Genomic DNA, 23,675 nt, shown 5'->3' with positions numbered 1-23,675 from the left:
GGGGGGCAGTCTAGCGCGTTGGCGAGTCGGGCGCTGCTTCGAGTTGTGCCAGAACACCGGCACAGCGTGGACACAGGCAGGCCTTGTCGCGCAGCTCGGCGGGCAGGGCCTGGAGCACGGCGGGGTCGATGGCCACGCCAAAGCACCAGCAAGCCTGGGTGGCGCTGCGTGGATCGGCCAAGGTGCACTGGTTGGGGGCGCCACAGGCGGGGCAGTGCTGCTTGTCATTCATGGTCGGATCCGGGGATTTCAGTGCAGACGCGGTTGCGACCGGCCTGCTTGGCACGGTAAAGCGCTCGGTCGGCGCGGGTCAGCAGGGTATGGACGGTGTCGCCCGGCTGAAGGTTGCCCAGGCCGATACTGGTGGTCAGGCGTAGCGGTTGGTCTTCGTAGGTGAACGTCAATTGTTCGGTGCGTCGGCGGATCTTCTCGGCCACTTCGATAGCTTGGCGACCGTTGGCCTCGCGCAGCAACACGATGAACTCCTCACCGCCCCAGCGGCAGATTATATCCGACTGGCGCAGGCTGCCTTGCAGCACCTGGGCGAACTGGCGCAACACTTCGTCGCCTGCCAGGTGGCCGTGGGTGTCGTTGAGCGCCTTGAAGTGGTCCAGGTCGATCAGCAGCGCCACCAGTGGCGCCCGGTCACGCTGGGCTTCCAGCAATGCCTGGGCGGCCAGCAGGTCGAAACTGCGTCGATTGGGCAGGCCGGTAAGGCTGTCGAGCGTGGCCAACGCGGTCGTGCTGGCCTGGTGCCGCTGGAGCATTGCATTGAGCAACGACAGCACCACCAGGGTGATCATCGCGCAGATCGCCAAATTCAGGTAAAGAGCATGGCGGACGCGGTCCAGCGTGCCGGTCTCGCGCTTGTCCACCAGGAGGTACCAGTCCAGCTCAGGCAGTTTGCGCACGTTGAGGAAGTGACTGTGTCCAGCGCCATCCTGATATTCGTGGCTGCCTTCGTCAGGCACCGCGGCTTGCGCCAGCAGCGCGGCGAAGTCGCCGCTGTCGCCGAGCATCTGTCCGACGCGCAAGCCATGAGGACCGCCATCGGAGCCGGTCAGCAGGATCTTGCCTTGGGCATCGGTGAAGAACACCGAGCGCTGATAGCGCCGTTGGTAGTTGTCGATCAGCTTGACCACCGACGCCACGCTGAGCCCCACACCTGCCGCGCCGATGAAGCGTTGCTGGTAGTCCAGCACGCGATAGTTGATGAACACCGTCAGGCTGTCCTGGTTGGCCATGTCCAGGTCGACGTTGATCTCGTAAGGGGCCTTGAGCTCGCGCAGGCGGAAATACCATTCATCGCGCCAGGTGCCGGGCTGGACTTGCTTGAGTACGCCTTTGGCCTGGTAGTAAGTGAGGCTGCGGTCGGAGACGAAGAACGAGGTGCAGGTGTCCTGCTTGCCCATGACTTCGCCCAGGTAACGGGTGATGCGCCGGGTGTCCTGTTCGCCGGCCAGCACCCAGTCGCGCAGGAAGGTGTCCTGGGCCATCATCGAGGCGATCAGGACAGGGCGAATGAGGTCTTTCTGGATTTCCGAGTAGACCGTGTCGGACGTCAGCGGCAGTTCGGTATGGACGATTCCGTCATGGATGGCGCTACGCGAGGAGTAGTAGCTGAGCAGCGAGGTGGCCAGGAAGCCGCAGGCCAGCAGCACCAGCAGGGTGAGGATCAGCGAGCGCTGTGAAAACAGGGCGGAGCGTGGAGGCATGATCGTCCCGTGATGTGTGCCGAGCTGCCCATTCTAGTGAGATGCCCGAGAAATGACTGCATCTTTTTTGGGGGTACTCGGACCTGTTTCAATTTGTTGCGAAAATGGCACTGCACCCCGACTGGACGGTCTTATTGGTTGTCGACGATCGCTTCTCGTCGACGCTCGCCAGCGCCGCTGTTCGGGCACCCCTGCGGTCCAGGAGGCCGCCATGTCCTATCGAATTCTGCTGATCGCCCTGCTGGGCCTGATGACGTCCGCCTGCGTGCCCTACTACGAGAGTGGGGGCTATTACCGCTCGGATTACTACTCCTCCGATCGCTACGTGTCGCCGGGGTACTACCGTTATGACCGCTACTATGTAACGCCACAACCGCGCTACTACTATCAGCCAGCGCCACGCTATTACCGGCCAGCGCCTGCACCGTACTACAGGCCTCATCCCCGTCCGGGTGTGAACCAGTGGCATGGTAACCCTCGCTTCGACTATGGCCATCGCCAGCGCTATGACGATGGGCGTGACCGCGATCGTCACGACTACCGCAATGACAGCAAGCGTTACCAGAACGAGCGGTGGCATTCGAACGGACACGGTGACCGTGACCGGCGGCCGGACCGTGGCCGCGGAGGGGACCGCAACTGGCAACGGTGATTCAGCTCCATCGCTTGCTGCAGGGGCTGCACTGCAGCCCCGAACACCAGGGTGCTAGGCCAGGTCGGCCAATGGATGCCGGCCTTCCCACACTTTGGCGAAATGTGCCTCGACCACCGCCAAGGGCACCTGTGCGATGTCTGGCCAGTGCCAGTGTGGCTGGTTGTCCTTGTCCAGCAGACGGGCACGTACGCCTTCGCTGAACTCTGGGTGCCGGCAGCAGTTGAGGCTCATGGTGTATTCCATCTGGAATACCTGGGCCAAGGAAAGATGCCGCGCGCGCCGAATTTGTTCCCACACCAGATGCGCGGTCAGCGGGCAGCCTTCGTGCAGGCGTTGGCCTGCTTCGGCCAGCAGCGGGTCCGAATGCTGTTTCAGACCCTCAAGCGCACGCCAGGCACTCGCGGGGTCGGCCACGTCGAGCAACTCGTCGATCATTCGTCGGCGCGGCAACCACTGCGCCTCGGGTAACTCGGCACAGGCTCGATGCTGTTCGGCCTTGAGCAGACTGTTCAGTTGCAGTTCGGTTTGTTCCTGCCAATTCAGTTGCAGCAGCTCCTCGATCAAGGCCTCTTGCTGGTGTTCGCCCAAGAAGCGGTCGGCCAACCCCAGGTCAATCGCGTCGCGGGCGTTGATCGGTGCGCCGGTCAGACCCAGGAACAGCCCCAACCTGCCCGGCAGACGGGCGAGGAACCAGCTGGCGCCGACATCCGGATAAAGCCCGATGCTGATTTCCGGCATCGCCAGGCGGCTGCTGGGTGTCACGATACGTACCCCGGCGCCCTGCAGCAGCCCCATGCCGCCGCCGAGCACATGGCCGTGGCCCCAGCACAGCAGGGGTTTGGGGTAGGTGTGCAGCATGTAGTCGAGGCTGTACTCGGCGGCGAAGAAGGTCGCTGCCAGTGGTGGGACGCTGCCTGGGTGTTCGCGGCAGGCTTGGGCCAGCGCCCGCACGTCGCCTCCTGCGCAGAACGCCTTGGGCCCGCTGCCGCGCAGCAATACGCAGACTACGCCAGGGTCGTGGGCCCAGGCATGCAGGTGTTCAGCCAACACCTCGATCATCGGTAGATTGAGGGCATTGAGCGCCTTGGGGGCATCCAGCGTGGCAATGCCGATACGGGCGCCGTCGGCGCCGGTGAGTACCTCGCAATGAATGGACATGTGCTACCTCGTACAGGTCATCGCACAAGTATGGCTTGCCTTGCCGATCATGCCGGTCGCCGGTCGGACTGATTGACAAGGGGGGGCGGCTTACCTAGTGTCGCGCCATTGTTTACGGATGGCCCCATGACTGACGACGATCGCATCAAACTCGAACCCAGCTGGAAAGCCGCATTGCGTGGCGAATTCGACCAGCCCTACATGCACCAGCTGCGCGAGTTCCTGCGCCAGGAGTACGCGGCCGGCAAGGAAATCTACCCACCGGGGCCGCTGATCTTCAATGCGCTCAACTCCACCCCGCTGGAGCAGGTCAAAGTGGTCATTCTCGGCCAGGATCCTTACCACGGCCCAGGCCAGGCCCATGGTCTGTGTTTCTCGGTGCAGCCGGGCGTGCCGACACCACCGTCACTGGTCAACATCTACAAGGAACTGCAACGCGACCTGAACATCGCCATCCCTGATCACGGCTATCTGCAAAGCTGGGCCGAGCAGGGCGTGCTGCTGCTCAACACCACCATGACCGTGGAGCGTGCGAACGCGGCTTCGCATGCCAAGAAAGGCTGGGAGTTCTTCACCGACCGCATCATTCAGGTGGTGAGCGAGCAGTGCCCCAATGTGGTGTTCCTGCTGTGGGGCGCGCATGCCCAGAGCAAGCAGAAGCTGATCGACGGTACCAAGCATCTGGTGCTCAAGTCGGTGCATCCGTCGCCGTTGTCGGCCTATCGCGGTTTCTTTGGGTGTGGGCATTTCAGTCGGGCCAACAGCTTCCTCGAGCAGCGGGGGTTGGTGCCGATCAACTGGGCATTGCCGCCACTTTGAACAGGGTCATCGCCGGCTGCTACAGAGGCGACGCGCTCCGCACAGGAGCCGGCTTGCCGGCGATGAGGCCCGGGCGCGCTCAAGTCTTCCACAATCTGAACAACGGCTCTGCCAGGAACAGCACCATCAGCAGGCGCATCACCTGCAAGGCCGTCACCAGTGGCACCGACAGCTGCAAGGTCTCGGCCGTCAAGCTCATCTCGGCAATCCCACCGGGCATCATCCCCAGCGTCAATGACCGCAAATCCAGCCCGGTCATCACGCTCAAGGCCCACGCAGCACTTCCGGCAATAAGCATGCACAGCGCCGTGGCAATCAATGTGCGTCCGAGAAACGACGGTGCCCGGCGGAAGAACGCACGGTTGAAGTGGCAAGCCAGGCCGCTGCCGATCAGCCATTGGCCGATCTGACTGGCGCCGTTGGGCAGGGCGATTTGCAGATTGCCCGCCAGGCTGACTGTTGCCGCGACCAACAATGGCCCGAACAACCAGGGGTTAGGTTGACGTAAGCGCTGCCAGGCCAGGCCTGCCAAGATGCTCAGCGGCACGATCAGGGCCAGCCAACTCCAGCTCACGCTGCCGGTATGATTGAGCGGTATGCCATCCCCCAGCAGGAACTTGAACAGCGCCGGCACCACCAGCACCACGGCCAGCACCCGCAGGCTCTGCGCCGCAGCGACCTGGCTGAGCACGGCTCCGTTGCGTGCGCCGAGGTTGACCATTTCCCCGGAGCCGCCCGGCATACTGGCGAAGAACGCCGTCGCCCGGTCCTCGCCGGTGCGGCGCAGCATCCAGACCCCAATCACGCTGGACAGCGTGGTGAGCAGTGCGCCGAAGAAGATCAAGGCAAAATGGCTGCTGACCTGCTCGACCACCGCCGGCGTGAAGTGCAGGCCGATGCCGATGCCGATGATGCATTGCCCGCCCTTGCGGCCATTAGGGATTTCCGCGAGCTGCCAGGGCGTCAGGCAGCGCACCAGGATGATCGCCAGCAACGAGCCGACCATCCATGGCAAAGGCCAGCCGATCGTGCTGGCGAGAAAGCCACCAGCCAGCCCGACCAGCCCGGTTGCCCAGAACAGAGGGAACTGCCGATCAGGCATCGGCCATGGCCCGACGCTGCAGGCTGCGTTTACGCCAGATGCGCACCAGCGGCAGGGCCAACATGCACACCACCAGTACCCACACACCCATGCTGATGGGGCTCGACCAGAGGATGCCCAGTTCACCGTTGGAGATCGACAGCGCGCGGCGCAGGTTTTGCTCCATCAGGCCGCCGAGGATGAACCCGAGCAGGATCGGCGAAAGCGGGAAGTCCAGCTTGCGCAGGATGTAGCCCATGATGCCGATGCCGACCATCAGGAACAGGTCGAAGGTGGTGGCGTGCACGGCGTATACGCCGATCGCGGTGATGATCGCGATCACCGGCACCAGTGCCCAGTTCGGTACTGCGAGGATGCGGGTGAAGAGGCGGATCATCGGGATGTTCAGGATCACCAGCATGATGTTGGCGACGAACAGCGAGGCGATCAGACCCCAGACGATGTCCGGTTGTTGCTCGAACAGCAGCGGGCCCGGTGTGATGTTGTACAGGGTCAGTGCGCCGATCATCACCGCCGTGGTTCCCGAGCCCGGTACGCCGAGGGTCAGCATGGGCACCAGCGCGCCACAGCACGAAGCGCCGATGGCGGTTTCCGGGGCTGCCAGGCCTCGGGCATCGCCCTTGCCGAACTTGCCCGAGCTACCCGCGATGCGTTTTTCGGTCATGTAGGCCACCGCGCTGGCCAGGGTTGCCCCCGCACCTGGCAGCACGCCCATGATGAAGCCAAGCAGTCCGCAGCGGATGTTGACCACGAACACCGAGGCGGCTTCCTTGAAGTTGAACAGCATGCGCCCGGTGGCCTTGACCGCGGCGTGGCCGTGGTGGGTCTTCTCCAGCAGCAGGAGAATCTCGCTGATCGAGAACAGCCCCAGCACCAGGACCACGAACTGAATGCCATCGGCCAGGTGCACGCTGTCGCCGGTGAAGCGGTATACACCGCTGTTGGCGTCGATGCCCACTGCCGACAGGAACAAGCCGATAAGTGCCGCGATGAAGGTCTTCAGCGGTTTGTCACCGGCCATGCCGCCGAGGGCGACGATGGCGAACACCATCAGCACGAAATACTCGGCCGGCCCGAAGGCGATTGCCCATTTCGCCAGCAACGGCGCGAACAGCACCATGCCGCAGGTGGCGATCAAGGCGCCGATGAACGAACTCCACGCCGACAGCGACAGGGCCACGCCAGCCAAGCCCTGGCGGGCCATCGGGTAGCCGTCGAGGGTGGTCATGACGGTGGAGGCTTCGCCCGGAATATTCAGCAGGATCGAACTGATCCGGCCGCCGTACTCGCAGCCCAGGTAGACCGCGGCCAGTAGAATCAGGGCCGACTCCGGCGGCAGGCCGAGGGCGAAGGCGATGGGAATCAGCAGGGCCACGCCGTTGATCGGACCCAGGCCCGGCAACAGGCCGACCACCGTGCCGATCAGGGTACCGGTGAGGGCGGTCACCAGGTTGTAAGGGCTCAGGGCCACGCCGAAGCCCTGGCCCAGGTAGCTCAAGGTATCCATGTGTCAGTTCTCCAGTACGTCGAGCAGGCCGAGGGGCAAGGGCACATCCATCACACGGTCGAACAGCCAGTAGAGGAACAGGCTCATGCCCACCACCACGATGGCGCTGTGCAGCCAGCGGCCGCCGTACAGGCGGGCCATGGGGATGCCGACCAGGATGGCGCTGAGGATGAAGCCCAAGGCCTCGAAGGTGCTGGCGAAGACCAGCAACAGGCCAATGCACAAGCCGATCTTGGTGAGGGTTTCGCGGTCCAGTTCGGGTTCGTCGTCCTTGCGCACGATGGGCGTTGGGCGGATAGCCAGGTACAGCAGGCCGACGCTCATCAGGCCGAGCATCAGCAAGGGGTAGGCGCGCGGGCCCACCGGTTCATAGGAAAATGCAGCCTGGTAAGGCCAGGCCATCACGGCCAGGGCGGCGCACACCGCCAGCAGGACCAAGGCGAAGAGGCGTTGCAGGATCATCAGGGAGTCCTCGTAGAACGCGGCCGCTGTGGGAGTGGATCAGGTCCGCTCCCACAGGTGGGTGAAACAGCGTTGATGAGTTACTGAATCAGGCCGAATTCCCTGGCCAGCGACTTGTAGTCAGCCACCTGCTTCTTCACGTAAACGTCCAGCTCTTCACCGGTCATGGCGAACGGGAACAGCTCGCGCTGGTCACGCAGCTTGGCGAAATCCTCGGACGCCAGCATCTTGTCGAACGAGGCTTTCCACCAGGCGTAGTCTTCGTCGCTGACCTTCGGGCCGAGGTAGAAGCCGCGCACCACTGGCCAGACGATGTCGTAGCCCTGTTCCTTGGCGGTAGGGATGTTCTTCATCTCGGGCTCGTCCAGGCGGTTTTCGGCGAATACCGCGAGGATGCGCATGTCACCGCTCTGGATATGCGGCATGGAGTCGGAAATGTCGGTGGAACCGACCTGGATATGCCCGCCCAGCAGCGCGGTGGCAATTTCGCCACCCCCTTCCAGGGCCACGTAACGCAGATCGCGGGGGTTGATGCCGGCCGCCTTGGCGATCAACGCGGTCTGCATCCAGTCCTGGCTACCCACGGTACCGCCAGAGCCGATCACCACCTTGCTTGGATCTTTCTTCAGGGCCGCGACCAGGTCATCGAGGGTCTTGTAGGGCGAATCGCTCTTCACCGCGATGGCGCCATAGCTGGTGCCGACCGCCGCCAGCCACTTCACGGCGTTCTCGTCGAAGCGGCCGAACTTGCCCTGGGCCAGGTTCAGCAGCGAGCCGCTGGACCAGGCCACCAAGGTGCCGGCGTCGGCCGGGCGCTGGGCGACCACGGCGTTGTAGGCCACTGCGCCGACGCCACCTGGCATGTAGGTCACGCGCATGGGCTTGCTGAGGATTTTCTCCTCGACCAGCGCACTCTGCACCAGCTTGCAGGTCAGGTCGAAACCACCGCCGGGCGAGGCCGGGGCGATGCATTCAGGGCGTTTGGGTTCGGCGGCCAGGGCGTTGCCGGCCAACAGCAGGCAGCCGGTTGCCAGGACGAGGTGGCGCATTGAAAAGGTCATCGTCGATCTCCGTGAGCGTTGTTGTTATGGATTACCACAGGGCTACGCTGTAGCTCACCAGCAGCCGCACTTCGTCGGCATCGCGCGCGAAGTTGGAGCGGAAGGTGGCGTTGCGCAGGCGCACGGCGACGTTCTTCAACGGGCCGCTTTGTACCACGTACTTGAATTCGGTGTTGCGCTCCCACTCCTTGCCCTCGCTGCCATCGGCGCGGCTGACGTTGTCGCCATTGATGTAGCGGGTCATGAAGGTCAGGCCGGGAATGCCGAGCGCGGCGAAGTTGTAGTCGTAGCGCACCTGCCAGGAGCGCTCGTCGGCACCGGCGAAGTCGTTGATCTGGACGAAGTTGACCAGGTACGGGTCAGCGCCGTCGACGTAAGGAAAGGCGCTGTCGCCGGACAGATGCTGGTAAGCCGCGCTGACCTTGTGCCCGCCCAGGGCATAGCTGAGCATGCCGTTGACGGTGGTGTTGTCGATGTTGCCGGCCTTGGCTGCGCCTTGGTCGTCACTCACCGCCAGGCGCAGGTCGGCGCCCAAGGTGCCTGGGCCCCATGGCTGAGTGGCGACCATCCCAAGGAAGTGCTGACGGTAGATGTCGTCCAGCTGGGCGTAGTGGTAGCTGCCGGTGATGCGGTCGGTGAACTGGTAGTCGAGTCCGGCGAGGTCGAAGTTGTCGGCGGAGAAGGTACCGCCGAAGCGACCGTTCTTGTTGTTGAGGGCGAGGTCTTCCCAGTTGGTGTCGTTACGGTCCTTGGCCTTTTCCAGGCGCCCGCCGGTGAAGGTCAGGTGGTTGATCTCTTTGGAAGTCAGCAGCCCGCCTTCGAAGGTCTGCGGCAGGATCCGCCCGTCATTGGGCTGCAGGGTAGGCAGTTCGGGAATCAGGGTACCGACCTTCAGTTCGGTCTTGGAGACCTTGATCTTGCCGGTGAGGCCGAGCTTGGAGTACTCATCGGCGGCCTTGCCATCGTCGTGGGTGGGCAGCAGGCCGGTGTCGGTGCGATCAGGGCTGGAGTCGAGCTTGACGCCGAGCATGCCCAAGGCATCCAGGCCGAAGCCTACGGTGCCTTCGGTGTAGCCGGACTCGAAATTGAGCATGAAACCCTGGGCCCATTCGTCGCGCTTGGATTGTTGCGCGCTGGTGCCATCGCGAAAATCGCGATTGAAGTACATGTTGCGGGTTTCGAAGGTGGCCGTGCTGTCTTCGAAGAAAGCGGCCTGGCTCATCGGTGCGACACCGGCAAGGGCAAGAGCGCTGGCGATGGCGCTTGGACGTGCGGACAGGTAACGGGTAGGCGCGAACGCCTGCGGCTGCGATGACAGCATCGAGGATGACTCCGTTTATTGTTCTTATCGGCTGCACCTTGCTGGTGCTTTTTTCGGCGCGTGGGGCGACCGTGGTGCGATGCTAGGCAACGAACCTTTCGCTAACCTTTCAGCGTGAAAGGTTTGTGAATGGGGGCTACACAGGTCGTGCGACGGCGTTACACTCCGCGCCACCGTCAAACCCGAGCAGGGAGAATCCGATGCGTGTGCTGCTGGTCGAAGACCACCTGCAACTGGCCGAAAGCGTGGCTCAAGCGCTGAAAAGCCAAGGCCTGACCGTGGACGTTCTGCATGATGGCGTAGCCGCCGACCTGGCCCTGGCCAGCGAGGAATACGCCGTTGCGGTGCTGGATGTCGGCCTGCCGCGCATGGATGGCTTCGAGGTGCTGGCGCGCTTGCGAAGCCGAGGCAAGACCTTGCCCGTGCTGATGCTTACCGCCCGCAGCGATGTCAAGGACCGGGTCCACGGATTGAACCTGGGCGCCGACGATTACCTGGCCAAGCCGTTCGAACTGACCGAACTGGAGGCGCGGGTCAAGGCGTTGCTGCGCCGCAGTGTGCTCGGCGGTGAGCGTCAGCAGAGTTGCGGGCCTTTGGTCTACGACCTGGACACTCGGCGCTTCACCTTGGGTGAGGACAACCTGACCCTGACCTCGCGAGAGCAGGGCGTGCTGGAAGCGCTGATCGCCCGCCCGGGTCGCGTGATGAGCAAGGAGCAGTTGGCGGCCCAGGTCTTCGGCCTGGACGAGGAGGCCAGCCCAGACGCCATCGAGATCTACGTCCACCGCTTGCGCAAGAAGCTCGATGGCCATCCGGTGGCGATCGTGACCTTCCGTGGCCTTGGTTACCTGCTCGAGCACCGCGATGCGTGACAATGGCAGCCTGCGTGGCCGGCTGTTGGGCAACCTGGCCTTGCTGCTGGTGGTGCTGATGCTGGCCAGCGGCCTGAGCGCCTACTGGAACGGCCGTGAAGCTGCCGACACCGCCTACGACCGCACCCTGCTGGCTTCGGCGCGGACCATTGCCGCAGGTCTGTCACAGCGTGATGGTTCGTTGAGTGCCGACGTGCCTTACGTTGCCTTGGATACCTTCGCCTACGACAGCGCCGGGCGCATCTACTACCAGGTATTGGATATCCAGCAGCGGCTGATCTCGGGGTACGAGAACCTGCCGCCGCCACCACCGGGTACGCCGCGAACCGACGACTATCCGGCATTGGCCCGCTTCTACGATGCGACCTACCTGGGCCAGGACGTGCGTGTGGTCAGCCTGCTAAAGGCGGTCAGCGAGCCGAACATGAACGGTATGGCCGAGATCCGCGTGGCCGAGACCGAAGAAGCGCGGGTCCGTATGGCCCGCGGGTTGATGGCCGACACTTTGCTGCGCCTGGGCATGCTGGCCTTGGGGGCCCTGGTGATGGTCTGGTTCGCCGTGAGTGCCGCCCTGCGCCCGCTGGAGCGCTTGCGCACAGCGGTCGAAGAGCGTCAGCCGGATGACCTGCGCGCGTTGCCGGTGGTGCAGGTGCAGCGAGAGCTGGGCCCTCTGGTGCGGGCGTTGAACCACTTCACCGAACGCTTGCGCGGGCAGTTCGAACGCCAGGCGCAGTTCATCGCCGACGCGGCCCATGAACTGCGGACCCCGTTGGCCGCGCTCAAGGCTCGTGTCGAACTGGGCTTGCGCTCGTCGCAGCCAGAGGTGTGGCGCCAGACCCTGGAAAGCGCAGCCCAAGGCACCGATCGCCTGACCCATCTGGCCAACCAGCTGCTATCGCTGGCCAGGGTGGAAAATGGCGCCAGGGCGATCGCCGAAGGGGGCGCACAGCGTCTGGACCTGAGTCAGCTGGCCCGAGAGCTGGGCATGGCCATGGCGCCGCTGGCGCACAACCGTGGAGTGGCGTTGGCGCTGGAAGCCGAGGCGCCGGTATGGCTCAAGGGCGAGCCGACCCTGCTCAACGAGCTGCTGAGTAATCTGGTGGACAACGCCCTGGCCCATACCCCGGCGGGCGGTAATGTCATTTTGCGGGTATTGGCGCCAGCGGTCCTTGAGGTCGAGGATGACGGACCGGGAATTCCCGAGGCTGAACGCGAACGGGTGTTCGAGCGGTTCTATCGGCGTAGTGCCCAGGGCAGTGGCTTGGGGCTGGCGATTGTCGGAGAGATTTGCCGCGCCCATCTGGCGCAGATCAGCCTGCATGATGGGGCGAACGGTGGGCTGAAGGTGCGGGTGAGTTTTATCGCGGATTGAGGCGGGTATTGGGCAGGCTTGTTCGCGGACAAACCACGGTTTGGACTGCCCCCACGAAGTTGAACAAAAATCCAATCCGTTGGGGCAGTTCAGCTCACCCAGCGCATCCGTGGGCACAGGGCGCCCGCGAAAAGCCCAGGCGGCACCGCCACCTCAGCGCAACATGCTTCGGGCTTCGAGCAACTCACCGATCTCAAGCTCTGTCCCATGGGGCAGATTCAGGTGCCGGTAAGCCGGCAGTGCGGTCAGTGGCAGGTTGCGACCACGGTGGCTCAGGGCGCGGGCTATCTGCACGATGTCGATGTAGTCGATCTTGTCGGTCTCGCGTTCCAGGTTCTGAACCTGGCTTGGCAGATTGACCAGTTGCTCGGGAAACTCCCACGAAGTCAGAATCTTGTCGCCCAGAGCCGGCTGGATCTCCTCGATCACATAGTGCAGGCACACCGGGTCGGACAACAGTTCGTTGTGCTCCTCGGCGTAGATCAATACCGGCAGGGCACCGATCTGGTGAACCAGCCCGCCCAAGGTGGCCTGGTCAGCCTTCAATTGTGTGTAACGGCGGCACAGTTCATAGCTGATGCCTGCCACTTCCAGGCTGTTGGCCCAGATATCCCGTAATTTCTGCTCTACGGCAGGCGAGCGGGCATGGAAGATCTGTTCGATCACCAGGCCGATGGCCAGGTTGCAGCTGTAGTTGATGCCCAGGCGGGTGATGGCGGTATGCAGGTCGGTGACTTCGACCGCTGCACGCAGCAGCGGGCTGTTGACCACTTTGATCAAGCGCGCCGAAAGCGCGGCATCGCGGCCGATCACCTTGCTCAGGGCGGCAACACTGATCTCGCTGTCCTCGGCCGCTTCGCGGATGCTCAAGGCAACCTCGGGCAAGGTCGGCAGGACCAGGTCATCATTGTCGATGGCATCGAGCAGTTGTGCTTGAACCATCTCGGCCAGCTTGTTCATGGGCTTTTCTACCGCAGTGGTGGTGCGGCCCCGCCGACAGGGCGGGGCGGGCTGGTCAGCGTTGGATTTCCCGGTCGCGGTCCAGTGTGTAAGGCAGGTCGAGCAGGGTAAGGCGAGGGCCTTCCGGGCTACCCAGGTGCAGGTTGTCGTCCTCGACCGCCTCGGCGCTCAGCACGGCGAGCAGTTCGCAGCCCGGGCCGTCGCTGGCGGCGATAACGACTTCACCGACCGACGAGCCATGGGTGGGCGAGAAGATTTCGGTGCCGGGTGCGGGAACCGCCTGCTCGTCGAGCGCCAGCCGGTACTGGCGACGTTTGAGCTTGCCCAGGTACTGCATGCGGGCAACGATTTCCTGGCCGGTATAGCAGCCTTTCTTGAAGCTCACGCCATCCACGGCCTGCAGGTTGATCATCTGCGGTATGAACAATTCACGGGTCGGGCCCGTCACCTGGCCGATACCGGCGCGGATCTGACCCAGCAGCCAGTCGTTGAGGCTGCCTTCGGGCAGACTGGCAGCCAGGACCTCGCGCACGGCGTCAGCTTGTTCACCAGGCACCCAGAGTTCGATGCGATCTGCGCTGACGCAGAGGGCGATCAGGCCCTGGTGACGGACTGTGGCGCCGATCGAGGTTGGCGCTGTCAAGCCCAGCGCTGCCAGCGCTGCGTTGCCGCCTTGCAGGCCGAAGCGCGCCCATGCGGCGCTTTCGTCGGTCAGCGTCGCCTTGGAGAACACAGCGTACTTTTTCAGGTCGGCCATCTGCGCTTCGAGAAGTTCGCTGGCCATGGCCAGCAGGTAACCGTTGCCTTCGGGAAGGATACGGAAGCTCGACTGCATGCGCCCCTTGACCATGCAGCGGGCACCCAGACTGGCGTACTCGAGGCTCAGGTAGTTGATGTTGCAGGTCAGTTGACCCTGCAGGAACTTGCCGGCATCGGAGCCGCGGACGGCGAGGATGCCTTCGTGGGACAGGGGACTGAAGAAAGCGGAATCGGCCATGGGTCATCGAGGTGGCTAAAGACTGGCGGCCATCATAGAACGCCGGTAACAAAATAGGTAGGTGACTAGACCAACGCCCGGTGCCGCATCGTTGCGGGCGCTGTATACTGGCCGGCCATTCGAGGAGGGCCCCATGGTCGAACAAACTGAACTCAACCGGCTTTTCTGGCACAGTCGCCGCGGCATGCTGGAACTGGACGTACTGCTGGTGCCATTCACCCAGGAGGTCTATCCGACCCTGAGCGAAGCCGATCGCGAGCTCTATGTTCGCCTGCTCAGCTGCGAAGACCAGGACATGTTCGGCTGGTTCATGGAGCGTACCGAGTCCGAGGATCCTGAGCTGCAGCGCATGGTCCGCATCATTCTGGATCGTGTCCAGCCCAAGTGAGTCCTTCGAGTGCCGTTGGCAGGGCTCGCCGCTGCTGCTGACGGCCTACCTGTTCTGTCAGGTGTTGGCGTGGTTCGTCTTATGGGTCATCGCGCTGCCCTGGTGGTTTTCCGTCCTGGCCGTTGTCGCCTGCCTTGCTCATGCTGGCTGGGTAATTCCCCGACGTATCCTGTTGACCCATGATCACGCCGTTGTCGGCGTGCGCCGTGATGCACTTGGCTGGCGAGTGTTCAGCCGTGCGCGCGGTTGGCAGCCGGTGCGGCTGTGCCGCGATAGCGTGGCATTGCCTGGCGTGGTGGTGTTGAGATTCGTACGCGAAGGCGGCTGGCTGGGCGAAGGCCAATGCGTGCTATGGGATGCCGTGGGTGCTGATCAGCATCGGCGTCTGCGGGTTCGGCTGAAGTTCAGCCGTCGCCGGTGGGGTGAGGTGTCGGCGCGGTAGGCAGATGACGCGTCGTCGCTACCGCCTGCGAGCCGGCTCCTGCAAGGATGGCGCTGGGTGTGCAGGAGCCGGCTTGCCGGCGATCAGGATGAGGCCGAGTCACAGGCCGGGCTCAGGATCGTATCCTTCGCCTCAGCCAGCATTCCCGGATAATCCAGGGTGTAATGCAGCCCACGACTCTCCTTGCGCTGCATCGCTGAGCGAATCATCAGCTCCGCGACCTGGGCCAGGTTGCGCAATTCGATCAGGTCGCGGCTGACCTTGTAGTTGCTGTAGAACTCGTCGATTTCGTCCAGCAGCATGCGCACCCGGTGCTGGGCGCGCTGCAGACGCTTGCTGGTTCGTACGATGCCGACGTAGTCCCACATGAAACGCCGTAGCTCGTCCCAGTTGTGCGCAATGATGACGTCCTCGTCCGAGTCGGTGACCTGGCTGGCATCCCAGCAGGGCAGGGCCTTGGGCATTGCCACTTCATCGAGGTGCGCCTGGATGTCGGCAGCGGCCGAACGGCCGTACACGAAGCATTCGAGCAGTGAGTTGCTGGCCATGCGGTTGGCGCCGTGCAGGCCGGTGAAGCTGGTCTCGCCGATGGCGTAAAGACCCGGCACATCGGTGTGGCCGCGGTCGTCGACCATCACTCCGCCGCACGTGTAGTGCGCCGCCGGCACCACCGGAATCGGCTGGCGCGTGATGTCGATGCCGAAGGTCAGGCAGCGTTCGTAGACGGTGGGGAAATGGCTCTTGATGAAGTCGGCAGGCTTGTGGGTGATGTCCAGGTACACGCAGTCCACGCCCAGGCGCTTCATTTCATGGTCGATAGCGCGGGCCACGATGTCCCGTGGAGCCAGTTCTTCGCGGGGGTCGAAGCGTGGCATGAAGCGCTCGCCATTGGGCAGGCGCAACAGCGCACCCTCACCGCGCAGGGCTTCGGTAATCAGGAAGCTCTTGGCCTGCGGGTGGTACAGGCACGTGGGGTGGAACTGGTTGAACTCCAGGTTCGCTACCCGGCAGCCGGCGCGCCAGGCCATGGCAATGCCATCGCCGCACGCCCCGTCGGGATTGCTGGTGTAGAGGTAGACCTTCGCCGCTCCGCCGGTGGCCAGCACCGTGAAACGCGCACCGAAGGTGTCGACTTCGCCGGTATTGCGGTTCAGCACGTAGGCGCCCAGACAACGATCTCCCGGCAGCCCGAGGCGGCGTTCGGTGATCAGGTCGACTGCCACGCGCTGTTCCAGCAACTCGATGTTCGGGCGCTGACGGGCCTGGCCCAGCAGCGTCGTGAAAATGGCCGCACCGGTGGCGTCCGCGGCGTGGATGATACGCCGATGGCTGTGGCCGCCTTCGCGGGTCAGGTGAAACTCGAAGCCACCGTCGTCGACACTGTAGTGTTCGTCGCGGGTGAACGGCACGCCCTGTTCGATCAGCCATTGGATGGCTTCGCGGCTGTGTTCGACGGTGAAGCGCACGGCTTCTTCATTGCACAGGCCACCGCCGGCATTGAGGGTATCCTCGACATGGGACTGCACGGTATCGGTATCGTCAAGCACCGCCGCGACGCCCCCCTGGGCCCAGAAGGTCGAGCCGTTGGCCAGGTCGCCCTTGCTCAGTACCGCGATGCGCAGGTGGCCAGGGAGGTTGAGCGCCAAGCTGAGACCGGCGGCACCGCTGCCGATCACCAGGACATCATGTTGGAATTGTTGGCTCATGTCGGGACACTAGTAATCTTTGGAAGGGGCGCGGCACAATAGTCAGGCACAGATGGCATTGTGAAACTATCGTGAAACGCAGCCGGGCTGCCTTTATAGCAGCCCCCGGTGGCCAATTTCCATGCCACTTGTGCGGTGCGTTCAGCTTTTGTGGGAACTTTCCGACACGGCAGGAAATCCTATGAAGGCTGCCCGCACGCCATAATATGTCGCGGCGACGCAGGGCGGTGGCTCTATCCGGGCTGACCTCTGCGTATTCGAAACCCGATTATCGTCGCAGCCGGCCGTGACCGCGCTGCGTCTTTCGTGCGAGCCGACCAAGGGCCGCAGGAAACTTGCTTGGAGGGGAGAACTTTTGCGTAAAGCCCGAGTCTATGGTTGCAAGCCTGAACGAAGGTTGTTGCAACGCTCCTTCGAGTTCACTGAGGAGTGTTCATGCTAACCCAGGAAGAGGATCAGCAGCTTGTCGAGCGCGTGCAGCGTGGAGACAGGCGAGCGTTCGATCTGTTGGTGCTGAAGTATCAGCACAAGATTCTCGGGTTGATCGTGCGGTTTGTCCATGACACCCACGAAGCCCAGGATGTGGCGCAGGAGGCCTTTATCAAGGCTTACCGAGCGCTTGGTAATTTTCGCGGTGACAGTGCGTTTTATACCTGGCTGTACCGCATCGCCATCAACACGGCGAAGAACTACCTGGTGTCCCGTGGAAGACGGCCGCCAGACAGTGATGTGAGCTCCGAGGATGCGGAGTTTTACGACGGCGATCATGGCCTCAAGGATCTCGAGTCTCCAGAGCGCTCGTTGTTGCGGGATGAAATCGAAGGCACTGTCCATCGTACCATCCAGCAACTGCCCGAAGACCTGCGTACGGCACTGACCCTGCGCGAGTTCGACGGGTTGAGTTACGAGGACATTGCCAGCGTCATGCAGTGTCCGGTGGGTACCGTGCGCTCTCGGATCTTCCGCGCTCGGGAGGCCATAGACAAAGCCCTGCAGCCGTTGTTGCAGGAAACCTGAGACAGCGGCGACAGCCAAGAGAGGAACCGCCATGAGTCGTGAAGCTTTGCAGGAATCGCTGTCCGCGGTAATGGACAACGAAGCGGACGAACTGGAACTGCGTCGGGTATTGAATGCCGTTGACGATGCTGAAACCCGTGCCACCTGGTCGCGTTACCAGGTCGCTCGCGCAGCCATGCACAAAGAACTGCTGCTGCCCAAGCTTGATATCGCCTCGGCGGTGTCCGCCGCACTGGCTGACGAGGCCGTGCCGGCCAAGGTCAAGCAAGGCCCTTGGCGCAGCATCGGTCGCCTGGCGGTTGCCGCTTCGGTGACCTTGGCGGTGCTGGCTGGGGTGCGCCTGTACAACCAGGACGAGATCACCGGTGCCGAGCTTGCGGCCCAACAACCTGCGCAGCAGGGGCTGGCCATGCCACAAAGCCAGGGTCCGGCCGTTTTGGCAGGCTATAGTGAAAGCAGTGAGCAACCGACCGGGCCGATGGCCAACGGTGTGCTGCAGAACCAGGCCGGCTGGGATCAGCGTCTGCCAGGTTACCTGCGCCAGCATGCCCAGGAATCTGCGCTCAAGGGCACTGAGACCGCTTTGCCCTACGCACGGGCCGCCAGCCTGGAAAACCGCTAAGTAAGGAGGATCATGCGCGCGCTACCTCTCCTGTCGCTGCTGATAAGCAGCTGCGTGACGGTGCCAGCATTGGCGGCCAACTCTTCGCCTCAGGCGAGCGAGTGGTTGAGCAAGCTGGCCCAGGCCGAGCAGAAACAGAGTTACCAGGGCTCCTTCGTCTACGAACGTAACGGCAGCTTTTCTTCCCACGACATCTGGCATCGGGTCCAGGACGGCAAGGTCAGCGAGCGGCTGCTGCAGCTCGATGGCGCCGCCCAGGAAGTCGTGCGCGTGGATGGCAAGGTGCAGTGCGTCAGTGGTTCCCTGGTCAGTGGCGTCGGTACGCCGCCCGACTCAACACCGCGTGTGCTTGATCCTTTGAAGCTGATGAGCTGGTACAACCTGGGCTTGGCGGGCACGTCGCGGGTCGCCGGGCGCGATGCCGTGATCGTGACCCTCACGCCACGCGACCAGCATCGTTACGCCTTCGAGCTTCATCTCGATCGCCAGACCGGCCTTCCGCTTCGTTCGTTGATGATCAACGACAAGGGGCAACTGCTCGAGCGTTTCCAGATGACACGTCTTGAAACCCACCTGCCGAGCGACGACGACCTGCGTCCCAGTGCTGCCTGCAAGCCGGTCGAGCGGGTCGCCAGTACCGATGGCGAAGCCGTTGCCGGGTGGCGTTCGGACTGGCTGCCGGCGGGCTTCGAATTGATCAACAGCTCGGTCCGTCGCGACCCTGAGCGCAACAGTGCGGTCAGCAGCCTGATGTATGACGACGGCTTGGCGCGTTTCTCCGTATTCCTCGAACCGGTGACCGACGATGCCGGCCCTGACACCCGTGCCCAGCTCGGGCCTACCGTGGCGGTATCACGCCGTCTGAATACGCCCAAAGGCAAGGTCATGGTCACGGTGGTTGGCGAAATTCCGCTGGGTACCGCCGAGCGTATCGCACTGTCGATGCGCCCCCAGGACAGCTAGGCGTGCCAGTGACGACGGGCCTTGCGCAGGCTCCGGGAGTCCGCGGCTGAAATGAAATTAAAGCATTGTCATTTGCAATCCATCGGTAAATTTTCTATAGGTCAGGCTTCTTGGAGCCTGGCCTTTGCTGCTTCTGCAGATGGTCTAACTAACTTACGCTCGTTGTGACGGGAGCCGTATGTCAATACCACGCTTGAAATCCTACCTAACGATGTTCGCCGCCGTGCTCATGCTCGGTCAGGTGCTCACCGCCCAGGCCGAGGAAGCCCTGCCGGACTTCACGACCCTGGTCGAGCAGGCCTCGCCGGCCGTGGTCAACATCAGTACCAAGCAGAAACTGCCGGACCGCCGCGTGGCTGCCGGGCAGATGCCCGATCTCGAAGGCCTGCCGCCGATGTTCCGCGAGTTCTTCGAGCGCAACATGCCGCAACAACCGCGCGCGCCCCGTGGCGACCGCCAGCGAGAGGCCATGTCGCTGGGCTCGGGCTTCATCATCTCCAGCGATGGCTACGTGCTCACCAACAATCACGTGGTCGCCGATGCGGACGAGATCATCGTCCGCCTGTCGGACCGCAGCGAGCTGCAGGCCAAGTTGATCGGCACCGACCCGCGTACCGACGTGGCGCTGCTGAAGGTCGAAGGCAAGAACCTGCCGACCGTGAAGCTGGGCGATTCGGAAAAACTGAAAGTCGGTGAGTGGGTCCTGGCCATCGGCTCGCCGTTCGGCTTCGATCACTCGGTGACCAAAGGTATCGTCAGCGCCAAGGGGCGTACCCTGCCTAACGACACCTACGTGCCGTTCATCCAGACCGACGTGGCCATCAACCCGGGCAACTCGGGTGGCCCGCTGTTCAACATGAAAGGTGAAGTCGTGGGTATCAACTCGCAGATCTTTACCCGATCCGGCGGCTTCATGGGCTTGTCCTTCGCCATCCCGATCGACGTCGCGCTGGATGTTTCCAACCAGCTGAAGAAAGACGGCAAGGTCAGCCGCGGCTGGCTGGGTGTGGTGATCCAAGAGGTCAACAAGGACCTGGCTGAATCCTTCGGCCTCGACAAGCCCGCCGGCGCCCTGGTGGCCCAGGTACTGGAAGGCGGTCCTGCAGCCAAGGGTGGCCTGCAGGTGGGCGATGTGATCCTGAGCATGAACGGTCAGCCGATCATCATGTCGGCCGATCTGCCGCACCTGGTGGGTGGCCTGAAAGACGGCGAGAAGGCCAAGCTGGAGATCATTCGCAATGGCAAGCGCCAGAACCTGGACATCACCATCGGCGCGATGCCCGATGACGATGCCGATATCGAAGCCAGTGCCCAGGGCGGCGCAGAGCGCAGCAGCAACCGCCTGGGTGTCTCCGTGGCGGACCTGACCGACGAGCAGAAGAAAACCCTGGAGCTCAAGGGCGGCGTGGTCATCAAGGAAATCCAGGATGGCCCGGCTGCCTTGATCGGTCTGCGTCCAGGTGACGTCATCAGCCACCTGAACAACCAGGCGATCAGCTCGGCCAAGCAATTCACTGAAATTGCCAAGGACCTGCCGAAGAATCGTTCGGTCTCCATGCGCGTGCTGCGTCAGGGGCGCGCGAGCTTCATTACCTTCAAGCTGGCTGAATAAGCCGGGTTCGACGTGGAAAGGGCAGCTCAGGCTGCCCTTTTTCATGAGATTTCATCCTCGTCTGTGCCGGCCGGCGACAGGGCCGGGGTAGGCCACCCAGGCTATTTGCATTTTTGCGCAACAATGTCAGCCGATCAGGAATCTCCCATATCCCTGCGGCTTGAGGTACAATTCCCGGCTATTTTTCGGCGGGCGTCCGGCTCGCAGCCTTTTCGAGTGTTGACCCGTGAGTGATTTGAGTCATATCCGCAATTTCTCCATCATCGCCCACATCGACCATGGCAAGTCGACGCTGGCAGACCGTTTCATCCAGATGTGCGGTGGCCTGTCGGCACGCGAAATGGAAGCCCAGGTCCTCGATTCGATGGACCTCGAGCGCGAACGCGGGATCACCATCAAGGCCCACAGCGTCACGCTCAACTACAAGGCGCAGGACGGTAAGGTCTACCAGCTCAATTTCATCGACACCCCCGGTCACGTCGACTTCACCTATGAAGTCTCCCGTTCGCTGGCCGCGTGCGAAGGTGCGCTGCTGGTGGTGGATGCCGGCCAGGGCGTCGAGGCCCAGTCCGTGGCCAACTGCTACACCGCCATCGAGCAGGGCCTCGAGGTCATGCCGGTGCTGAACAAGATGGACCTGCCCCAGGCCGACCCTGACCGCGTCAAGGACGAGATCGAGAAGATCATCGGCATCGACGCCACCGACGCCGTGGCTTGCAGTGCCAAGAGCGGCATGGGCGTCGACGAGGTGCTCGAACGCCTGGTCCAGACCATTCCCGCGCCGGAGGGCGATATCGACGCGCCGCTGCAGGCGCTGATCATCGACTCCTGGTTCGACAACTACCTGGGCGTGGTTTCCCTGGTGCGTGTGCGCCATGGCCGTGTCAAGAAAGGCGACAAGATCCTGGTCAAGTCCACCGGCAAGGTGCACCTGGTCGACAGCGTGGGCGTATTCACCCCAAAACACACCCAGACCGCTGATCTCAAGGCCGGTGAAGTGGGCTTCATCATCGCCAGCATCAAGGACATTCACGGGGCACCGGTCGGTGACACCCTGACCCTGTCCACGACCCCCGAGGTCGAAGTGCTGCCAGGCTTCAAGAAGATCCAGCCACAGGTTTACGCCGGTCTGTTCCCGGTCAGTTCCGATGACTTCGAAGACTTCCGCGACGCGCTGCAAAAGCTCACGCTCAACGACTCTTCGCTGCAGTACATGCCAGAAAGCTCCGACGCACTGGGCTTCGGCTTCCGTTGCGGCTTCCTCGGCATGCTGCACATGGAGATCATCCAGGAGCGCCTGGAGCGTGAATACGACCTGGACCTGATCACCACGGCGCCAAGCGTAATCTACGAGCTCGAACTCAAGACCGGTGAGACCATCACCGTCGACAACCCGTCGAAGCTGCCAGACGTCTCGGCCGTGGCTGATTTCCGCGAGCCGATCGTCACCGCGACCATCCTGGTTCCGCAAGAGCACTTGGGTAACGTCATTACCCTGTGCATCGAAAAACGCGGTGTCCAGCGCGACATGCAGTTCCTCGGCAGTCAAGTCCAGGTGCGTTACGACTTGCCGATGAACGAAGTGGTGCTGGACTTCTTCGACCGCCTGAAGTCGACCAGCCGTGGCTACGCGTCGCTGGACTATCATTTCGACCGCTACCAGTCGGCCAACCTGGTCAAACTGGACGTGCTGATCAACGGTGACAAGGTCGATGCCCTGGCACTGATCGTGCACCGTGACAATGCGGCCTACAAAGGCCGTGCGTTGACCGAGAAAATGAAGGAGCTGATTCCTCGGCAGATGTTCGACGTGGCGATCCAGGCAGCCATTGGTGGCCAGATCATCGCGCGTACTACCGTCAAGGCACTCAGAAAGAACGTACTGGCCAAGTGCTACGGTGGTGACGTCAGCCGTAAGAAAAAGCTGCTGGAGAAGCAGAAGGCTGGTAAGAAACGCATGAAACAGGTCGGTAACGTGGAGATTCCACAGGAAGCCTTCCTCGCCGTGCTCAGGTTGGATAGCTAGGTCCTATGTCGCTAAATTTCCCGCTGTTGCTAGTGATTGCCGTTGTCGTCTGCGGCCTCTTGGGCTTGATCGACCTGCTGTTCCTGGCCCCGCGCCGGCGGGCAGCGGTCGCCAACTACCAGGGCAGTGTCAGCCAGCCTGAAATGGCCGTGGTCGAACGACTGAACAAGGAGCCGTTGCTGGTCGAGTACGGCAAGTCGTTTTTCCCGGTGCTGTTCATCGTGCTGGTGCTGCGCTCGTTCCTGGTCGAGCCGTTCCAGATTCCTTCGGGGTCGATGAAACCCACGCTGGAAGTGGGTGATTTCATCCTGGTGAACAAGTTCTCCTACGGCATCCGCCTGCCGGTGATCGACAAGAAAGTGATCGAGGTAGGTGACCCGCAGCGTGGTGATGTCATGGTGTTCCGCTATCCAAGCGACCCGAACGTCAACTACATCAAGCGAGTGGTTGGCCTGCCGGGCGATCAGATCCGCTACACCAACGACAAGCGGCTGTTCGTCAACGGCCAGCTGGTTGCCGAACAGTTGGTCGGCACCGAGCCAGGCACCTTGGGCAGTGCGCAACTGTACAAGGAGAAGCTGGGCGAGGCCGAACACCTGATCCGCAAGGAGATGAGCCGTTATCGCATGCCGCCGGACCAGCAATGGACCGTACCGGCTGGCCATTACTTCATGATGGGCGACAACCGCGACAATTCTAATGACAGCCGTTACTGGGACGATCCGAACATTCCGAAGGAACTGCACGGCATGGTTCCGGACCGGAACATCGTCGGCAAGGCCTTCGCGGTCTGGATGAGCTGGCCGGAGCCCAAGCTGAGCCACTTGCCCAACCTTTCGCGGGTCGGCTTGATCCATTGATACCCATCGGCGCTGTCCAGCAGACAGCGCCGAATGCA

General features: G+C 62.7%; 23 protein-coding genes. 12 read left to right on the top strand and 11 right to left on the bottom strand.

Going from position 1 to position 23,675, the window contains the following annotated elements:
• Positions 1-10: 10 nt before the first annotated feature.
• Positions 11-232 carry a cysteine-rich CWC family protein gene (locus tag C4Q26_RS06595; protein WP_023378945.1) on the bottom strand — a complete coding sequence of 74 codons (222 nt, stop codon included), beginning with the start codon at positions 230-232 and terminating at the stop codon, positions 11-13.
• Positions 225-1,715, bottom strand: coding sequence for a sensor domain-containing diguanylate cyclase (locus tag C4Q26_RS06590; RefSeq protein WP_023378946.1), 1,491 nt, complete (start codon positions 1,713-1,715; stop codon positions 225-227). The genes C4Q26_RS06595 and C4Q26_RS06590 overlap by 8 nt, the downstream gene beginning before the upstream one ends.
• 211 nt (positions 1,716-1,926) lie before the next feature.
• Between C4Q26_RS06590 and C4Q26_RS06585 the strand changes: the two genes are divergently transcribed.
• Positions 1,927-2,367 carry a hypothetical protein gene (locus tag C4Q26_RS06585; protein ID WP_023378947.1) on the top strand — a complete coding sequence of 147 codons (441 nt, stop codon included), beginning with the start codon at positions 1,927-1,929 and terminating at the stop codon, positions 2,365-2,367.
• Positions 2,368-2,421: 54 nt separating this feature from the next.
• On the opposite strand, the gene C4Q26_RS06580 is transcribed toward C4Q26_RS06585, so the two are convergent.
• Positions 2,422-3,528, bottom strand: coding sequence for an enoyl-CoA hydratase/isomerase family protein (locus tag C4Q26_RS06580; protein WP_023378948.1), 1,107 nt, complete (start codon positions 3,526-3,528; stop codon positions 2,422-2,424).
• Positions 3,529-3,654: 126 nt separating this feature from the next.
• On the opposite strand from C4Q26_RS06580, the gene ung reads away from it, so the two are divergent.
• On the top strand, positions 3,655-4,347 hold the full coding sequence (gene ung / locus C4Q26_RS06575; RefSeq protein WP_023378949.1) for a uracil-DNA glycosylase: 693 nt from the start codon (positions 3,655-3,657) through the stop codon (positions 4,345-4,347).
• Between the two features lie 79 nt (positions 4,348-4,426).
• Here ung and C4Q26_RS06570 read toward each other — a convergent pair whose 3' ends face one another.
• The 5 genes from C4Q26_RS06570 to C4Q26_RS06550 all read right to left on the bottom strand — a co-directional run bounded on the left by C4Q26_RS06570 (position 4,427) and on the right by C4Q26_RS06550 (position 9,800).
• Positions 4,427-5,449: an AbrB family transcriptional regulator gene (locus tag C4Q26_RS06570; RefSeq protein WP_023378950.1), complete on the bottom strand. Its 1,023-nt coding sequence runs from the start codon at positions 5,447-5,449 to the stop codon at positions 4,427-4,429.
• Positions 5,442-6,956, bottom strand: coding sequence for a tripartite tricarboxylate transporter permease (locus tag C4Q26_RS06565; protein WP_023378951.1), 1,515 nt, complete (start codon positions 6,954-6,956; stop codon positions 5,442-5,444). Before C4Q26_RS06565 ends, C4Q26_RS06570 begins: the two co-directional genes overlap by 8 nt.
• Positions 6,957-6,959: 3 nt before the next feature.
• Positions 6,960-7,418, bottom strand: coding sequence for a tripartite tricarboxylate transporter TctB family protein (locus C4Q26_RS06560; RefSeq protein ID WP_023378952.1), 459 nt, complete (start codon positions 7,416-7,418; stop codon positions 6,960-6,962).
• Between the two features lie 80 nt (positions 7,419-7,498).
• Positions 7,499-8,479, bottom strand: a complete 981-nt coding sequence (locus C4Q26_RS06555; protein WP_023378953.1) for a tripartite tricarboxylate transporter substrate binding protein — start codon at positions 8,477-8,479, stop codon at positions 7,499-7,501.
• A gap of 31 nt (positions 8,480-8,510) precedes the next feature.
• Positions 8,511-9,800: an OprD family porin gene (locus C4Q26_RS06550; RefSeq protein WP_023378954.1), complete on the bottom strand. Its 1,290-nt coding sequence runs from the start codon at positions 9,798-9,800 to the stop codon at positions 8,511-8,513.
• 200 nt (positions 9,801-10,000) lie between these two features.
• On the opposite strand from C4Q26_RS06550, the gene C4Q26_RS06545 reads away from it, so the two are divergent.
• Together C4Q26_RS06545 and C4Q26_RS06540 are read left to right on the top strand one after the other, a co-directional pair.
• Positions 10,001-10,672 (top strand): response regulator, encoded by a 672-nt coding sequence (locus tag C4Q26_RS06545; protein ID WP_104882902.1) that lies wholly within the window; start codon positions 10,001-10,003, stop codon positions 10,670-10,672.
• On the top strand, positions 10,665-12,044 hold the full coding sequence (locus C4Q26_RS06540; RefSeq protein WP_023378958.1) for a sensor histidine kinase: 1,380 nt from the start codon (positions 10,665-10,667) through the stop codon (positions 12,042-12,044). Before C4Q26_RS06545 ends, C4Q26_RS06540 begins: the two co-directional genes overlap by 8 nt.
• A gap of 153 nt (positions 12,045-12,197) precedes the next feature.
• On the opposite strand, the gene C4Q26_RS06535 is transcribed toward C4Q26_RS06540, so the two are convergent.
• Both C4Q26_RS06535 and C4Q26_RS06530 read right to left on the bottom strand, forming a co-directional pair.
• Positions 12,198-13,004 carry an HDOD domain-containing protein gene (locus tag C4Q26_RS06535; RefSeq protein ID WP_023378959.1) on the bottom strand — a complete coding sequence of 269 codons (807 nt, stop codon included), beginning with the start codon at positions 13,002-13,004 and terminating at the stop codon, positions 12,198-12,200.
• A gap of 55 nt (positions 13,005-13,059) precedes the next feature.
• Positions 13,060-14,001: a folate-binding protein YgfZ gene (locus tag C4Q26_RS06530; RefSeq protein WP_027908114.1), complete on the bottom strand. Its 942-nt coding sequence runs from the start codon at positions 13,999-14,001 to the stop codon at positions 13,060-13,062.
• Between the two features lie 133 nt (positions 14,002-14,134).
• On the opposite strand from C4Q26_RS06530, the gene C4Q26_RS06525 reads away from it, so the two are divergent.
• Positions 14,135-14,389 carry a succinate dehydrogenase assembly factor 2 gene (locus tag C4Q26_RS06525; protein WP_008094993.1) on the top strand — a complete coding sequence of 85 codons (255 nt, stop codon included), beginning with the start codon at positions 14,135-14,137 and terminating at the stop codon, positions 14,387-14,389.
• Positions 14,373-14,831, top strand: a complete 459-nt coding sequence (locus C4Q26_RS06520; protein ID WP_023378962.1) for a protein YgfX — start codon at positions 14,373-14,375, stop codon at positions 14,829-14,831. The genes C4Q26_RS06525 and C4Q26_RS06520 overlap by 17 nt, the downstream gene beginning before the upstream one ends.
• An 83-nt stretch (positions 14,832-14,914) precedes the next feature.
• Here C4Q26_RS06520 and nadB read toward each other — a convergent pair whose 3' ends face one another.
• Positions 14,915-16,537, bottom strand: coding sequence for an L-aspartate oxidase (gene nadB / locus C4Q26_RS06515; RefSeq protein WP_104882901.1), 1,623 nt, complete (start codon positions 16,535-16,537; stop codon positions 14,915-14,917).
• A gap of 435 nt (positions 16,538-16,972) precedes the next feature.
• On the opposite strand from nadB, the gene rpoE reads away from it, so the two are divergent.
• The 6 genes from rpoE to lepB all read left to right on the top strand — a co-directional run bounded on the left by rpoE (position 16,973) and on the right by lepB (position 23,637).
• Positions 16,973-17,554: an RNA polymerase sigma factor RpoE gene (gene rpoE / locus C4Q26_RS06510; RefSeq protein ID WP_003252049.1), complete on the top strand. Its 582-nt coding sequence runs from the start codon at positions 16,973-16,975 to the stop codon at positions 17,552-17,554.
• Between the two features lie 31 nt (positions 17,555-17,585).
• Positions 17,586-18,176, top strand: coding sequence for a sigma-E factor negative regulatory protein (locus C4Q26_RS06505; protein WP_023378965.1), 591 nt, complete (start codon positions 17,586-17,588; stop codon positions 18,174-18,176).
• A 12-nt stretch (positions 18,177-18,188) separates the two neighbouring features.
• Positions 18,189-19,139 carry a MucB/RseB C-terminal domain-containing protein gene (locus C4Q26_RS06500; protein ID WP_104882900.1) on the top strand — a complete coding sequence of 317 codons (951 nt, stop codon included), beginning with the start codon at positions 18,189-18,191 and terminating at the stop codon, positions 19,137-19,139.
• Between the two features lie 211 nt (positions 19,140-19,350).
• Positions 19,351-20,751, top strand: coding sequence for a DegQ family serine endoprotease (locus C4Q26_RS06495; RefSeq protein ID WP_371919414.1), 1,401 nt, complete (start codon positions 19,351-19,353; stop codon positions 20,749-20,751).
• 226 nt (positions 20,752-20,977) lie between these two features.
• Positions 20,978-22,777, top strand: coding sequence for a translation elongation factor 4 (lepA, locus tag C4Q26_RS06490; protein WP_027908115.1), 1,800 nt, complete (start codon positions 20,978-20,980; stop codon positions 22,775-22,777).
• A gap of 5 nt (positions 22,778-22,782) precedes the next feature.
• The gene (lepB, locus tag C4Q26_RS06485; protein WP_104882899.1) at positions 22,783-23,637 is read left to right on the top strand and encodes a signal peptidase I; all 855 of its coding nucleotides are present in this window, start codon (positions 22,783-22,785) and stop codon (positions 23,635-23,637) included.
• Positions 23,638-23,675 lie beyond the last annotated feature (38 nt).

The sequence above is a fragment of the Pseudomonas sp. SWI44 genome (genome assembly GCF_002947915.1).
Taxonomy (GTDB): Bacteria; Pseudomonadota; Gammaproteobacteria; order Pseudomonadales; family Pseudomonadaceae; genus Aquipseudomonas; species Aquipseudomonas taiwanensis.
This window is presented reverse-complemented; position numbering and strand designations above follow the sequence as displayed.

Bases quoted from the DNA above. Each gene is read 5' to 3' on its own strand.
- C4Q26_RS06545 (WP_104882902.1), top strand. From the start codon at position 10,001: ATGCGTGTGCTGCTGGTCGAAGACCACCTGCAACTGGCCGAAAGCGTG.
- nadB (WP_104882901.1), bottom strand. From the start codon at position 16,537: ATGAGCCAACAATTCCAACATGATGTCCTGGTGATCGGCAGCGGTGCC.
- C4Q26_RS06585 (WP_023378947.1), top strand. From the start codon at position 1,927: ATGTCCTATCGAATTCTGCTGATCGCCCTGCTGGGCCTGATGACGTCC.
- C4Q26_RS06495 (WP_371919414.1), top strand. From the start codon at position 19,351: ATGTTCGCCGCCGTGCTCATGCTCGGTCAGGTGCTCACCGCCCAGGCC.
- C4Q26_RS06560 (WP_023378952.1), bottom strand. From the start codon at position 7,418: ATGATCCTGCAACGCCTCTTCGCCTTGGTCCTGCTGGCGGTGTGCGCC.
- rpoE (WP_003252049.1), top strand. From the start codon at position 16,973: ATGCTAACCCAGGAAGAGGATCAGCAGCTTGTCGAGCGCGTGCAGCGT.
- C4Q26_RS06565 (WP_023378951.1), bottom strand. From the start codon at position 6,956: ATGGATACCTTGAGCTACCTGGGCCAGGGCTTCGGCGTGGCCCTGAGC.
- C4Q26_RS06525 (WP_008094993.1), top strand. From the start codon at position 14,135: ATGGTCGAACAAACTGAACTCAACCGGCTTTTCTGGCACAGTCGCCGC.
- ung (WP_023378949.1), top strand. From the start codon at position 3,655: ATGACTGACGACGATCGCATCAAACTCGAACCCAGCTGGAAAGCCGCA.
- C4Q26_RS06590 (WP_023378946.1), bottom strand. From the start codon at position 1,715: ATGCCTCCACGCTCCGCCCTGTTTTCACAGCGCTCGCTGATCCTCACC.
- C4Q26_RS06535 (WP_023378959.1), bottom strand. From the start codon at position 13,004: ATGAACAAGCTGGCCGAGATGGTTCAAGCACAACTGCTCGATGCCATC.
- C4Q26_RS06530 (WP_027908114.1), bottom strand. From the start codon at position 14,001: ATGGCCGATTCCGCTTTCTTCAGTCCCCTGTCCCACGAAGGCATCCTC.
- C4Q26_RS06505 (WP_023378965.1), top strand. From the start codon at position 17,586: ATGAGTCGTGAAGCTTTGCAGGAATCGCTGTCCGCGGTAATGGACAAC.
- C4Q26_RS06570 (WP_023378950.1), bottom strand. From the start codon at position 5,449: ATGCCTGATCGGCAGTTCCCTCTGTTCTGGGCAACCGGGCTGGTCGGG.
- C4Q26_RS06540 (WP_023378958.1), top strand. From the start codon at position 10,665: ATGCGTGACAATGGCAGCCTGCGTGGCCGGCTGTTGGGCAACCTGGCC.
- lepB (WP_104882899.1), top strand. From the start codon at position 22,783: ATGTCGCTAAATTTCCCGCTGTTGCTAGTGATTGCCGTTGTCGTCTGC.
- C4Q26_RS06555 (WP_023378953.1), bottom strand. From the start codon at position 8,479: ATGACCTTTTCAATGCGCCACCTCGTCCTGGCAACCGGCTGCCTGCTG.
- C4Q26_RS06595 (WP_023378945.1), bottom strand. From the start codon at position 232: ATGAATGACAAGCAGCACTGCCCCGCCTGTGGCGCCCCCAACCAGTGC.
- C4Q26_RS06500 (WP_104882900.1), top strand. From the start codon at position 18,189: ATGCGCGCGCTACCTCTCCTGTCGCTGCTGATAAGCAGCTGCGTGACG.
- C4Q26_RS06550 (WP_023378954.1), bottom strand. From the start codon at position 9,800: ATGCTGTCATCGCAGCCGCAGGCGTTCGCGCCTACCCGTTACCTGTCC.
- C4Q26_RS06580 (WP_023378948.1), bottom strand. From the start codon at position 3,528: ATGTCCATTCATTGCGAGGTACTCACCGGCGCCGACGGCGCCCGTATC.